The sequence below is a fragment of the Kocuria sp. GQ42 genome (genome assembly GCF_059758435.1).
Window position 1 is genome coordinate 1029482 of the sequence record NZ_JCAXEN010000001.1, and the last position, 13557, is coordinate 1043038.

The 13557-nt window shown below is 76.0% G+C and carries 10 protein-coding genes; 5 read left to right on the forward strand and 5 right to left on the reverse strand.

The features are described from left to right. The first annotated feature begins 114 nt into the window (after positions 1-114). Positions 115-1596, forward strand: a complete 1482-nt coding sequence (locus AC6CH6_RS04950) for a glutamate-cysteine ligase family protein (RefSeq protein ID WP_498254258.1) — start codon at positions 115-117, stop codon at positions 1594-1596. Here AC6CH6_RS04950 and AC6CH6_RS04955 read toward each other — a convergent pair. Both AC6CH6_RS04955 and AC6CH6_RS04960 read right to left on the reverse strand, forming a co-directional pair. After that, positions 1593-2714, reverse strand: a complete 1122-nt coding sequence (locus AC6CH6_RS04955) for a glycosyltransferase (RefSeq protein ID WP_498254259.1) — start codon at positions 2712-2714, stop codon at positions 1593-1595. The two genes, AC6CH6_RS04950 and AC6CH6_RS04955, sit on opposite strands and share 4 nt — an antisense overlap. After that, a complete protein-coding gene (locus AC6CH6_RS04960) occupies positions 2711-3868 on the reverse strand; it encodes an alpha/beta fold hydrolase (RefSeq protein WP_498254260.1) in 1158 nt (385 codons plus the stop codon). Before AC6CH6_RS04960 ends, AC6CH6_RS04955 begins: the two co-directional genes overlap by 4 nt. A gap of 221 nt (positions 3869-4089) precedes the next feature. On the opposite strand from AC6CH6_RS04960, the gene leuS reads away from it, so the two are divergent. The 3 genes from leuS to AC6CH6_RS04975 all read left to right on the forward strand — a co-directional run bounded on the left by leuS (position 4090) and on the right by AC6CH6_RS04975 (position 10440). Next, positions 4090-6582: a leucine--tRNA ligase gene (gene leuS / locus AC6CH6_RS04965; RefSeq protein ID WP_498254261.1), complete on the forward strand. Its 2493-nt coding sequence runs from the start codon at positions 4090-4092 to the stop codon at positions 6580-6582. A gap of 274 nt (positions 6583-6856) precedes the next feature. Further along, positions 6857-7861 (forward strand): ComEA family DNA-binding protein, encoded by a 1005-nt coding sequence (locus AC6CH6_RS04970; protein ID WP_498254262.1) that lies wholly within the window; start codon positions 6857-6859, stop codon positions 7859-7861. Further along, positions 7858-10440: a ComEC/Rec2 family competence protein gene (locus tag AC6CH6_RS04975; protein ID WP_498254263.1), complete on the forward strand. Its 2583-nt coding sequence runs from the start codon at positions 7858-7860 to the stop codon at positions 10438-10440. The genes AC6CH6_RS04970 and AC6CH6_RS04975 overlap by 4 nt, the downstream gene beginning before the upstream one ends. On the opposite strand, the gene AC6CH6_RS04980 is transcribed toward AC6CH6_RS04975, so the two are convergent. Further along, positions 10437-11222: a potassium channel family protein gene (locus AC6CH6_RS04980; RefSeq protein ID WP_498254264.1), complete on the reverse strand. Its 786-nt coding sequence runs from the start codon at positions 11220-11222 to the stop codon at positions 10437-10439. The genes AC6CH6_RS04975 and AC6CH6_RS04980 overlap by 4 nt on opposite strands. Positions 11223-11344: 122 nt before the next feature. Between AC6CH6_RS04980 and holA the strand changes: the two genes are divergently transcribed. Continuing rightward, entirely contained in the window at positions 11345-12346 is a 1002-nt protein-coding gene (holA, locus tag AC6CH6_RS04985) for a DNA polymerase III subunit delta (RefSeq protein ID WP_017833967.1), read from the forward strand. A gap of 115 nt (positions 12347-12461) precedes the next feature. Here holA and rpsT read toward each other — a convergent pair whose 3' ends face one another. Together rpsT and AC6CH6_RS04995 are read right to left on the reverse strand one after the other, a co-directional pair. Continuing rightward, on the reverse strand, positions 12462-12722 hold the full coding sequence (rpsT, locus tag AC6CH6_RS04990; protein WP_017833968.1) for a 30S ribosomal protein S20: 261 nt from the start codon (positions 12720-12722) through the stop codon (positions 12462-12464). A 190-nt stretch (positions 12723-12912) separates the two neighbouring features. Next, entirely contained in the window at positions 12913-13488 is a 576-nt protein-coding gene (locus AC6CH6_RS04995; protein WP_498254265.1) for a type II toxin-antitoxin system PemK/MazF family toxin, read from the reverse strand. Positions 13489-13557: the final 69 nt, after the last annotated feature.

Consider the following 13557-nt stretch of genomic DNA (forward strand, 5'->3'; position numbering starts at 1 on the left):
GGGGTGCACCCGCGGACGGCGCAGCGGCGGGTGCGCCCGGGTGTTGGCGCACGGGCCGCGGTGTGGTTGGTTGGTGTCCTGGGGCCGCGCCGCGGCCGGGAGTCGGAGGCCACCGTGGGCGAAGAGGTCAGTTCCCGCAGCTACACGCGCGAGCAGCGCCAGCGCTACCGGGAGAAGGTCCGCGAGGACCTCGACGTGTTCGAGCAGATGCTCGCCCGCGCCTCGTTCGAGTTCGACCGGCCCATGACGGGGCTGGAGATCGAGCTCAACCTCGTCGACGGGAGCTTCGACCCGCACTTCCACAACGACGAGGTGCTCGCCGCAATCGCCGACCCGGGGTACCAGACCGAGCTGGCGCGGTACAACATCGAGCTCAACGTGCCTCCCCGCCCGCTGCCCGGACGGGCCGCCCTGGAGCTCGAGGAGGACCTGCGCGCCTCGCTCAACGCCGCGGACGCCGCGGCCCGTGGGGTCGGCTCGCGGATCGTGACGATCGGCATCCTGCCCACCCTGCGGCCCGAGCACTACGAGCAGGAGTGGATCAGCGACAACAACCGCTACACGGCGCTCAACGACTCCATCTTCGTGGCGCGCGGGGAGGACATCCGCCTCGAGATCGAGGGGCCCACCGGCGAGCGGGTCGACACCTGGTGCGACTCGATCGCCCCCGAGTCGGCGTGCACCAGCGTCCAGCTGCACCTGCAGGTCGCCCCCGCCCAGTTCGCGGCGCACTGGAACGCCGCCCAGGCGCTGTCCGCCCCGCAGATCGCCCTCGGCGCGAACAGCCCGTTCTTCTACGGCCGGCGGCTGCACGCCGAGACCCGGATCGCGCTGTTCACCCAGGCCACGGACACCCGCCCGGTGGAGCTGAAGAACCAGGGGGTGCGCCCCCGGGTGTTCTTCGGCGAGCGGTGGATCACCTCGATCTTCGACCTGTTCGAGGAGAACGTCCGCTGGTTCCCGGCGCTGCTGGCCGAGAGCTCCGAGGAGGACCCGGCCGCGAAGCTGCGGGCCGGGATCGCCCCGGACCTCTCGGAGCTGCGGCTGCACAACGGGACGGTCTACCGCTGGAACCGGCCGATCTACGACGTCGTGGGCGGCCGGCCGCACCTGCGGGTGGAGAACCGGGTGCTGCCCGCGGGCCCGACGATCACCGACGTGATGGCCAACGCCGCGTTCTACTACGGGGCCGCGCGCGTGCTGGCCCGGCAGGAGCGGCCGGTGTGGACCCGGATGAGCTTCCCGGCCTGCGCAGAGAACTTCACCCGCGCCGCCCGTGACGGCATCGACGCCCGGCTGTACTGGCCCGGCTTCGGGGAGGTCAGCGCCGACGAGCTCGTCCTGCGCCACCTCCTCCCGCTGGCCCACCAGGGCCTCGAGGAGTGGGGGGTGGCCCCGGAGGTGCGCGAGCGCTACCTGGGGATCATCGAGGGCCGCTGCGTCTCGGGGGTCAACGGCGCGGTGTGGCAGACCCGGGCGGTCGAGCACTTCGAGCGCCACGGCGCGGACCGGCCCACCGCCCTGCGCCGGATGCTGGAGGCCTACGCCGAGCACATGGACGACAACGAGCCGGTGCACACCTGGTCGGTGCCCTAGGCGCGGCGGCGCCGGATGCGGGACTCGTGGACGCCGCGGGCGACCGCCAGCAGCTCGCGCGCCGAGTCATCCCACGAGTAGGCCCGGGCCCGCTCGAGCCCGGCCAGCACCCGGGCGCGGGCCCGGCCCGGGTCCTCGAGCGCGCGCACGGCGGCGGCGAACCCCGCGTCGTCGCCGGGCGCGGCGTAGCCGGCGGCGCCCCCGGCGACCTCCCGGAAGATCGGCAGGTCGCTGCACACCACGGGCGTGCCCGCCGCGAGCGCCTCCACGAGCGGCAGCCCGTAGCCCTCGGCCCGGGACGCGTGCACCAGGGCGGCCGCCTCGGCGAGCAGGGCGGCGTACTCGGTCTCGTCCACCCCGTCGTGGAAGACGACCCGCGCCCCGTCCGGGACGAGGGCCTCCAGCTGGGCGCGGCGGGCGGGGGAGATCCGGGAGAGCAGGTGCAGCTCGTGGTCCGGGAGCCGGCCGGCCGCGCGCAGCAGGGTCTCCACGTTCTTGTACGGCAGGAAGGAGCCCATGTAGAGCAGCTTCCGGCCGCGCCGGGGCAGCCGCGCCAGGGCCTGCCCGGTGGGGAGCACGGAACCGGGCTGGGGGGCGTTGGGCACCACGTGCACGGGGCGGCGGGTGAGCCGGTGGGCGGCGATCAGCTCGCGGGTGGTGTCCGAGACGGTCACCACGGCGTCGGCGCGGTCCAGCAGGACCCGCTGGGGCCACCAGGCCCGGTGGTAGAGCCGCCAGCCCGCGCGCACGGCGGCGGGCAGGTCCCCGGGCGGCTGGGGGTGGTCGTAGTAGATGAGGTCGTGCAGGGTGAGGATCAGCCCGTGCCGGCGGCCCGCGGAGCCCATGGTCTGCATGGGGGAGAACACGACGTCGGGCGCGTACCGGTTGAGCACCAGCGCCGTGGCGGCCTCGGCGGCCGACACGGGGGAGGGACCGGTGACGTGGGGGAGCCCCGGCAGCAGAGCGAGCTGGCGGGGGTCGCTGACGAGCAGGGCCACGTCCAGGCCGGGGGTCGCGCTCGCGAGACCGGCCACGGCCTCGGCCAGGCTCGCCCCGTAGCGGCTGATCCCGTCGTGGCGGTCGAGACGGGTGTAGCGGGCGTCCAGGAGCAGTCTCACCGGCGGCGTCCTCCGGGCTGGTCCCTGCGGGCCCGGTGCCCGCGGCGCACGATGCGCTGCAGACCGGTGAACGGGGCGGTGTCGGGGGCGGGGGCGTCGGCGGGAGGCGCCTGCGTGTGCAGCGCGGGCGGCCCGCCGTCCGGTCCGGGGGGCGGGCCGGGGGCCGGCTCGGGGGCGGGGGAGGAGAGGAAGTCGTGGACCAGCTCGGCGGTGCGCCCGGGGGCTTCGTAGTGGATGAGGTGGCCCACGCCGTCGAGGACCTCGAAGCGGTGCCGGGGGATCCAGGAGGCCATGGTCCGCTGCGCGGCGAGCGAGCCCAGCTCGTCCTGCGCGCCCACGACCAGCAGGGTCGGCATGCTCAGCTGCATCGCGACCTCCGCGACGGTGTGCGAGACGGAGGCCTCGTAGGCCTCCAGCAGCACGTCCCGGTCCGCGAAGGACGAGAAGTAGGCGCGGTGCTGGTGGCGCACGTAGCCGCGCACCCGGGGGTCCTGCGACTTGGTCATCACCCCGCTCATCGCGTCCGTGACGAGCCAGCTGGAGAGCAGCCGCCGGCCCAGCCGCCGGGGCAGGGCCCGGCCCAGCCGGTAGTAGCCCACCGTCAGACGGCTCAGCAGCGCCTGCTCGCCCTCCAGCGCGGGCTCGCAGATCGGGTTGACGAGCACCAGCCGCTCGACCATCGCCGGGTGGGCGGCGGCGAAGTGCGCGGCGACCACCGAGCCGAAGGAATGGCCCAGCACGGCGACCCCGTGCGGGGCGCCGTCGTGCACCGCGCCGTCGGTGAGGGTCTCCACGAAACCGCGCAGGAACTCCGCGTACCCGGCGATGTCGTGGGGCCGGTCGGGGAAGGGCTCGGAGCGGCCGAAGCCGGGCAGGTCGGGGACGACCACGTGGTAGCGCTCGCGGAGCCGGTCGGCGATCAGCTGCAGGCCGTGGTGGTCGCCGCGGAAGCCGTGGACCAGCACGAGCAGGGGCTTGGGGGCCCGGTCGACGTCGTAGAACCAGTAGCGCACCTTGTGCCCGTCCAGGACCATGCTGCGCCGCTCGGCCCAGGGGTTCTGCACCGCGCTGTCCGGCACGTCGGCGTCGCGGCCCGTGCCGGTGGGCCCGCCGCCGTCCGCCGTGCCGTGCCGTGCGCCGGCCGCTGCCGCCATGGTTCCTCCCTGCGGGCCCGGCAGGCGCCCGGTGCGTCCCGGCCCGCTGTCGATGCTAGCCCCTGCGGGCCGGGGGGCCGGGCGGCGCTGGGCTAGGATGGGACGGATTCCACCACCGTCGGCGCACCGCCGGGCATCCGTGATGCCCGGGTGCCGCACACGCGACCGCGCGCCGCCCGTTCCGGGGCCGGCGGCGGTCCACGACCGCGAAGGCGAGGACCGTGACCGAACAGCAGCACACGACCGAGACCACCGGGTACGATTTCCGTGCCATCGAGGCGGCGTGGCCGTCGTTCTGGGCGGAGCAGCAGGTCTACGCGCCCGTCGACGACGGCTCGCGGGAGCGCCGCTACGTCCTGGACATGTTCCCCTACCCCTCGGGCGACCTGCACATGGGGCACGCGGAGGCCTTCGCGATGGGGGACGTGGTGGCCCGGTACTGGCGCCAGCGCGGCTACGACGTGCTGCACCCGATCGGCTGGGACTCCTTCGGGCTGCCGGCGGAGAACGCGGCGATCAAGCGCGACGCCCACCCGGCGGAGTGGACCTACGCCAACATCGAAACGCAGAAGGCCTCCTTCCAGCGCTACGCGATCAGCGCGGACTGGTCCCGGGAGATCCACACCTCCGACCCCGAGTACTACCGGTGGACGCAGTGGCTGTTCCTGCAGTTCCACCGCAAGGGCCTGGCGTACCGGAAGAACTCGCCGGTCAACTGGTGCCCCAAGGACCAGACGGTGCTGGCCAACGAGCAGGTCGTCAACGGGGCGTGCGAGCGCTGCCACACCCCGGTGACGAAGAAGGCCCTGAACCAGTGGTACTTCAAGATCACCGACTACGCCGACCGGCTGCTGGAGGACATGGCCGCGCTCGAGGGCCACTGGCCCGAGCGGGTGCTGGCCATGCAGCGCAACTGGATCGGGCGCTCCGAGGGAGCCCACGTGCGCTTCGCCATCGAGGGCGCCGGCGAGGGCGGCACGGACCGCGAGGTCACCGTGTTCACGACCCGCCCCGACACCCTCTACGGCGCCACGTTCTTCGTGGTCGCCGCGGACGCGGAGCTGGCCGGGCAGATCGTCGCCCCGGAGCACGCGGCGGAGCTGGCCGCCTACCGGGAGCAGGTCAAGGCGCTGTCCGACATCGAGCGCCAGGCCACCGACCGGCAGAAGACCGGGGTGTTCCTGGGCCGCCACGCCGTCAACCCGCTCAACGGCGAGAAGCTGCCCGTGTGGGCCGCGGACTACGTGCTCGCCGACTACGGCACCGGCGCGATCATGGCCGTGCCCGCCCACGACCAGCGCGACCTCGACTTCGCCCGCACCTTCGACCTGCCCGTGCGCGCGGTGCTCGACACCGGCGAGGAGGACCCCGCCGTCACCGGGACCGCCACCACGGGCGAGGGCACCCTCATCAACTCGGGCGAGCTCTCCGGGCTGGAGAAGACCGAGGCCATCGAGCGCGCCATCGGCCTGGTCGAGGCCGCCGGGACGGGCAACCGCCAGGTCAACTTCCGGCTGCGCGACTGGCTGCTGTCCCGCCAGCGCTTCTGGGGGGCGCCCATCCCGATCGTGCACTGCGGGGCCTGCGGCGAGGTGCCGGTGCCCGAGGAGCAGCTGCCGGTGCGGCTGCCCGACGACCTGCGCGGCGAGCAGCTCGCGCCCAAGGGCCGGTCCCCCCTCGCGGCGGCCGAGTCCTGGGTGCACGTGAACTGCCCCTCCTGCGACGGCCCCGCCCTGCGCGACACCGACACCATGGACACCTTCGTGGACTCCTCCTGGTACTACCTGCGCTTCGCCTCCCCGAACGACGAGACCGCGGCATTCGACCTCGAGCAGACCCGCAAGTGGCTGCCCGTGGACCAGTACGTGGGCGGCGTGGAGCACGCGATCCTGCACCTGCTCTACTCCCGGTTCTTCACCAAGGTGCTCTTCGACCTGGGGCTCGTGGACTTCACCGAGCCGTTCAAGGCGCTGCTGAACCAGGGCCAGGTGCTCAACGGGGGCCGGGCGATGTCCAAGTCCCTGGGCAACGGCGTGGACCTGGGCGAGCAGCTCGACCGGTTCGGCGTGGACGCCGTGCGCCTGACCATGGTCTTCGCCTCCCCGCCGGAGGACGACGTGGACTGGGCCGACGTCTCCCCGCAGGGCTCCCAGAAGTTCCTGGCCCGGGCCTGGCGCCTGGCCCAGGACGTGACCGGCGACCCCGGGGCCGACCCGGCCGACGGGGACCTGTCCGTGCGCCGGGCCACCCACCGGGCCGTCGACGACGCCGCCCAGCTGCTCGACGCCGCGAAGTTCAACGTGGTGATCGCCAAGACCATGGAGCTGGTGAACGTGGTCCGCAAGGCCATCGACTCCGGCTGCGGGCCCGCCGACCCCGCCGTGCGCGAGGCCGTCGAGGCGGTCGCGGTCCTGCTGTCGCTGGTCGCCCCGTACACGGCCGAGGACATGTGGCACGCGCTGGGCCACGAGGGCTCCGTCGTCGTCGCCGGCTGGCCCGCGGTCGACCCGGAGCTGCTGGTGGACGACACCGTCACCGCCGTGGTGCAGATCAAGGGCAAGGTCCGGGACCGGCTCGAGGTGCCCGCCGACATCGGCGAGGACGCCCTGCGCGAGCTCGCCCTGGGCTCGGAGACGATCCGCCGCCAGCTGGGCGACGCCGAGATCCGCAAGGTGATCGTGCGCGCGCCCAAGCTCGTCAACATCGTGGCCTGAGCCGCCGCTCCCGCACGGGAGCACGACGACGCCGCCCCGCCGCCCCCGGCCCCCGCCCCGCACCTGGGAGCCGGTGCCCGGACCGGGGGCCGGGCCGGTGTTCGGGCCGGTGTCCGGGCTCCACAGGCCTCCTCCGGGACTGCGCGCGTCCCCAGCGGGGCCCCGTCCGGCGCGCGGGACCGGCCGGCCGGGGTGGGCTGGGGCCATGACCGGTACCGTGCCGCGCGCCCGACGGCGAGCGAACCCCACCCCGCCCGCGCCCGTCGTCCCGCCCGTGCCTTCCGCGCCCGTCCCGGCGGCCACCGGGACCGGGCCCGGCAGTGCTCCCGCGCCCGCTGCCCCGCCGCCTGGTGCCCTGCCGCCCGCCGAACGGCTGGCGTCGCTGCTGGCCGAGGCCCGGGGCGAGGCCACCGGCCCCGGCCGGGCGACGTCGCCCCAGGACGGGGCACCGGGGGCCGCTCCCGCCCACCGCCGGCCGGTCGCCGCCCGGACCCGGGTCCCGGCCTCGCTGCTGCTGATCGCCCTGGCCGCGCTCGCCTGGCTGAGCTGGACGGTGCTGGGGCCCGGGAGGGACGGCGGGGAGGTCCCGGAGACCGCCGGGCGGCCCGTCCTCGCCGAGGCGGAGCTGGACGGCGACCCCGGCCAGGACCCCGGCCGGCACGGCGGGGGCGACACCGGGCGAGGGGCCGGGGACGGTGCCGTGGCCGGTGCGGGCACGGCGACCGGACCCGGGACGGGCCCGCCGGGGTCCGCCGCGGCCCAGCCGCCCGCGGCGGGTTCGACGCTGCACGTGCACGTGACCGGGGAGGTGGCCCGCCCCGGCGTCGTGTCCCTCGAGGCGGGGGCCCGGGTCGTCGACGCGGTCGAGGCCGCCGGAGGCCTCACCGATGCCGCCGTGACGGAGTCCGTGAACCTGGCCGCCCCCGTCACGGACGGCCAGCAGGTGCTCGTCCCGGACACCGAGACCGCACCCCCTGCTCCCGGAGATCCGGGGCCCGGAGCCGCAGCGGCGCCGGGAGCGGCGGCGCCGCCCGGGGTCCCGGGTGCACCGCCCGGGCCCGGGGCACCGGAGGGCGCCGCCCCGGGCGGGACGCTGAACCTCAACACGGCCACCGCGGCCGAGCTCGAGACCCTCCCGCGGGTCGGGCCCGTGCTGGCCGGACGGATCGTGGAGTTCCGGCAGCAGCACGGCGGATTCGCCGCCGTCGCCGACCTCGACGCCGTGCCGGGGATCGGCCCCGCCCTGATGGAGTCGCTCGGCCCGCTGGTGAGCGTGTGAGGCGCCCCGCCGAGTGGTGGGCCGGGGCCCTGGAGCACCAGGAGCACCGCGACGCCCGCGCGCCGGGCCGCACGTGGGACCTGCGGCTCGTCCCCGCCGCGCTGGGCGCGTGGCTCACCGGTCTGCTCGCCGCGCACCTGCCCCCGGCACGGGTCGCGGCCGCCGGGGCGCTCTACCTGGCGGCGCTGGTGCTCGGCGCCGCCCTGGTCCTCGTCGCGGCCCGCGCCCTCCGGCGGGAGGAGCCCCCGCCCGGGCGGCCCCGCGCCTTCGGGCTGTGGCGGGCCCTGCCGTGGTCGGCCGTGGCCCTGAGCGCCCTCGCCGTCACGGCCGTGCTGTTGAGCACCACGGCCGCCCAGCGCGAGACCGCCCACGGCCCGCTCGGGGCGGCGCTCGCCGCAAGCGGGACGGTGGCCGTCACGGCGGAGGTGGCCGAGCCGCCCCGGCGGTGGACGGCGCCCGCCCCCGGGACCGGCCACGAGGACGAGGACCGCACCGGCGTGGTCCTGGGGCTGCGCCTCGAACAGGTCACCCACGAGGGCCGCGGCGGACCCGCCGACGTCGACGTCACGGTCTTCGCGGACGGGCCCGCCTGGGCCGGGCTGGTCCCGGGGCAGCGGATCACCGCCGTGCTCACCGCCGGGCCCCCGTCCCCCGGACCCCCGGTGCTGCGCGCCGCCGCCCCGCCGGCGGACCTCCCGGCACGGGAGCCCGGCCGGCGGGAGCAGGTCCGGGAGCGCTTCGTGGCCGGCACCGCAGGACTGGGCCCCGACGCCGCGGGGCTGCTGCCCGGGATGACGTTCGGCGAGCGCTCCGGGATCAGCCCGGAGCTCGACCAGGCCATGCGGGACACCGGACTGACCCACCTGACGGCCGTCTCCGGCGCCAACTGCGCCCTCGTCACGGCCCTGGCCGGGCACGCCGCGCTGTCCCTCGGCGCGGGGCGGCGCACCTGCCTGGCCACCGGCCTCGGCGCCCTGGCGGCGTTCGTGCTCCTCGTCGGTCCCGACCCGTCCGTGCTGCGCGCCGCCGTGATGGGCGGACTCGCCGCCCTCAGCCTCCTCACGGGGCGCACCGCCGTCTCCCTGGCCACTCTTGCGGGCGCCGTGATCGCCCTCGTCGTCGTCCGGCCGGCGCTCGCCGCCGAGTACGGCTTCGTCCTCTCGGTGCTGGCCACCGCGGGGATCGTGGTGAGCGGGCGGCCCCTGACCCGGTGGCTGGGTACCCGGGTCCCGGAGGTGCTCGCCGTGGCGGTCGCGATCCCCGCGGCCGCCCAGCTGTGGTGCGCCCCGGTGCTCGTGCTCCTCCAGCCCGCCGTGCCCGTGTACTCGCTGCCGGCCAACGTCCTCGCCGCACCGCTGGTGCCGGTGGTGACCGTCTGCGGCCTGGCGGGACTGCTGCTGCTGAACCTGCCCGACGGGGCGGGCGCCCCGGCGGCCGTGCTGCCCCTGGGCGCCGGCGCACTGGGGGCGCGCCTCGTCGCCGGCACCGCCCGGGCGCTGGCCGGGGCCCCCGGGGCACTGGCCCCGTGGCCCCAGGGCCTGCCGGGCGTGCTGCTGATGACCCTGGCGAGCGCGGCGCTCCTGCTCGCCGTGCACGCCCTCGACGTGCGCCGCCGGCGCCCCCGGCCGACGTCCGGGACCCTGCACGAGGGACCCGCGCCGGTCCCCGTCCCGGAGGAGCACTGGCGGGAGCGGTCCCGCCGGCGCCGGCGGCGGCGGATCGCGGCCGCCGCGGCCGTGCTGCTCGTCCTCGCGGCGCTGGCCCTCCGCGCCGCCGTGGACGCCCGACGTCCGCCGCCGGCCTGGGAGGCCGTGCTGTGCGACGTGGGCCAGGGGGACGCCGTCCTGCTGCGCACCGCGCCGGGCCGTGCCGTCCTCGTGGACACCGGTCCCGACCCGCAGGCCCTGGCACGGTGCCTGCGGCGCAGCGGGGTGGAGCACCTGGACCTCGTGGTCCTCAGCCACGCCCACGCCGACCACACCGGAGGCCTGCCCGCCCTCGCCCGGCACGGGCGGATCGGCGAGGTCTGGTACGCCACGGCGGCCGCGGCACCGCCGGAGGAGCTGACCGACGCCCTGCCCGGCACCCCGGCCCGCCGACCGGCCCCGGGGGAGACCCGGACGCTGGGCGGACTGCGCCTGACCGTCCTCGCCCCGGCACCGACCGCACCGGGGCGCTGGAGCGACCCGTCCTCCGCCGACGAGAACAACGCCTCCCTCGTGCTGCGCGCCGAGCTCACCGGCGAGGACGGCCGGTCCACCTCCTGGCTGCTCACCGGGGACCTCGAGGAGGAGGGCGCACGCGCCCTCCTGCGCACCGCCGGGCCGCTCGTCGACGTCGACGTGCTCAAGGTCTCCCACCACGGCGCGCGCAACGGCGGCACCGCCGTCATCGACGCGGCCGCTCCCCGGCTGGCCGTCGTCTCCGCCGGCCGGGACAACGACTACGGCCACCCCCACCCTCGGATCCTCGACCACCTGCGCACCCGGGGGATCCCTCTCGTGCGCACGGACGAGCACGGCAGCGCCTATATCCTGCGCGAGGGCGACCGGCTCCGTGCCGTCCCCGCCGAGCCTTAGTCCGCCGGCCCCCGGACCACCGTCCCGGGTCCCGGCGGGTCCTCGCCCCCCGCCCCCCGGTCCGGGGGACCCGGCCCGCGCTCCTCCCGCCGGCGCAGCTGCTCGGTCAGCTCCGCCACCTGCGCCCGCAGCGCCGCGACCTCCGCGGACAGGTCACGGCCCCCGCGGACGGCCACCGCCTCCACCAGCCAGGAGGCCAGCAGAGCCGTGACCAGACCCAGCACCCCCACACCGCCCAGCATCAGGAGCACCGCCACACCCCGGCCCAGCACGGTGACCGGGTACAGGTCCCCGTAGCCCACCGTGCTCATCGTCGTGACCGTCCACCAGGCGGCGTCCCCGAAGCTCGTGATGCCCGCCCCGGGAGCGCCCCGCTCGGCGTCCAGCACGGCCAGCGACCCGACCACGCCCAGCAGCAGCGCCCCGCCGGCCAGGTGCACGGCCACCCGCCCCCGCAGGTCCGCCGAGGCCCGCCGGTTGACGACGAGCACCAGGGCGACCAGCCGCACCAGCTCCAGCTGCCGGAGCACCGGGAAGACCAGCACCAGCAGGTCCAGCAGATGACGGGAGACGAACTCCCGCCGGTCCCCGGCCCGCACCAGGCGCACCACGTAGTCCGCGACGAACAGCGCCCACACCGCGCCCAGGACCACCCGGCACGCCAGCACGAGCCGCGGATCCAGCCCCGGATCGAGGATGGGCCACGCCCACGCCACCAGGAACACGACGGCGGCCCCCGTCAGCACCCGCCCGGCCACCCGTTCCCCGCGACCCCTCCGCATGCCACGATCATGACCCCACCACCCGGGACCGCGCCACCACATGTCGCCCGGACGTGGGAAGCTGGAGACCACCCCACCCAGCAGGCGGCCCCGTCCGGCCGCCACCACAGGAGGACGCGGCCATGACCCCACCGAGGCGCCCCGCACCCACCGCCGGACCCACCTGGCGCGACGTCGAGCCCACCCCGCTGATCCTGCTCACCGGCCCCGAGGACTACCTCGCCGCCCGCGCCCGCGACCGCGTCCGCACCGCCCTCAAGGACCGGCGCGGCCCCGTCGAGCTCTCCACCGTCGACGCCGCCGCCTACGCCCCCGGACAGCTCGCCGCGCTCGCCAGCCCCTCCCTGTTCGACGACGCGAAGCTCATCCACGTCAGCAATCTCGCCGCCATGAACGACGACTGCCTCGCCGACGGCCTCGCCTACGTCCAGGCCCCCGACCCGGACGTCGTCGTGCTCTGGGAGCACAGCGGCGGCAACCGCGGCAAGAAGCTCCTCGACGCCCTCAAGGCCGCCGGCGCCGCCGTCGTGGAGTGCAAGCCCCTCAAGAACGACCGCGACAAGACCGACTTCATCGTCACCGAGTTCCGCACCCACCGGCGCCGCATCGACCCCGACGCCGCCCGCGCGCTGGCCGCCGCCGTGGGCAGCAGCACGGCCGAGCTGGCCGCCGCGTGCGCCCAGCTGCTGTCCGACGGGCCCGAGAGCATCAGCTTCGACGACGTGGAGAAGTACTACGGCGGGCGCGTGGAGGCCACCGCGTTCAAGGTCGCGGACGCCGCGCTGGCCGGACGCGCCGAGAGCGCCCTCAAGCTGTGGCGCCAGGCCCTCGACACCGGGGTGGACCCCGTCCCGATGGTCGGGGCGCTGGCCGCGAAGCTGCGCACGATCGCCCAGGTGCACGGGACCCGCGGCGGCGCGGGTCAGCTCGCCCAGCGGATCGGGGCGGCCCCGTGGATGGTGGAGCGGGCGCAGGAGGAGTCCCGGCGCTTCTCCGAGGAGGACCTCGTGCGGGCGCTGCGGGCGCTGGCCGAGGCCGACGCCCAGGTCAAGGGCGAGGGGCGGGACCCCGCCTACGCGGTGGAGCGGGCGATCACGACCATCGCCCTGTCCGGCCGCCGCTGAGCGGCGGTCCCCGGGCCTGACGGGCCCGGGGGACGACGGAGGCCCCGTCCCTGAGCGGGACGGGGCCTCCGTGCAGCCCGCCGGAGCGGCGGGCGCGGTTCGCGGGGAACCGGGATCAGATCTTGGCGACCAGCTTGGCCAGACCGGACTTCTTGTTGGCCGCGTTGTTCTTGTGCAGGACGCCCTTGCTGACGGCCTTGTCGAGCTTGCGGGAGACGACGCGCAGGGCGTCCTGGGCGGTCTCCTTGTCGGAGGCGCCGACGGCCTCGTCGACGCGGCGGACCAGCGTCTTCAGCTCGGACTTGTACGCGTTGTTGCGCAGGCGCGACTTCTCGTTGGTGAGGTTGCGCTTCTTCTGGGACTTGATGTTGGCCACGTATAACTCCTTGGCGATGGGTGCGGAATTCGGTCAGTGAGGGCAAACAGGACAGCCATGTGACTGAGTGGGAGTGGGGACGCCCGTGTGGCGACCGTCCTGCAGTGCCCGACGACCAGCGCGGACACACAGCAGAAAAGTCTAGCAGACCGCGCCCCGCCGCCGGGCGGCGCCGACACGGGCCGCCCGCTCAGTCGCGCAGGCGGTGGAGCCGCCCGGCCACCCGGTCGAAGAGGGGCTCGGGCAGGACCGCGCCCTCCCGCCGGACGTCGGCGGGCAGCACCTGGACCACGCGGTCGAGCTTGACCTCGGACGGCCGGCCCCGCGGGTCCCACGACCCCGTCCCGACGTCCACGTAGTCCGGGTCCTGCTCCAGCCCATTGCTGCGGTCCCGGGAGGTGAGCATCAGGCACAGCAGGTGGTCCCCGGCCCGGTCCACGACCAGCACGGGCCGGTCCTTGCCGCGGCGGTGGTCCTCCTCGAAGGGCACCCAGGTCCACACGATCTCGCCGGGGTCGGCCTCGCCATCGGACAGCGGCCGGTAGACGGGCCGCACCGGACCCGTCCAGTCCCCGGGGTAGGGGCGCGAGAGCCCCGCGGGGCGGTTGTCGCCGGCCCGGGACGGCACGGTGGGCCGGGGCCGCGCGGACGGCGAGGCGGTGCGCCGGCCCTGCCGGGAGGGCTCCGGGCGGCGCCGCCCAGAGCGCTGGTAGGCGTCCACGGCGCGGGCGGCGAGCCGGGTCAGCGTGCCGAGGTTGAGCTTCATGCCACCACTCTAGCCAGGGGCCCTCCGGCGCCGTCGGGGCCCCCGCGGGCCGAAATGGCTCTCCATGAC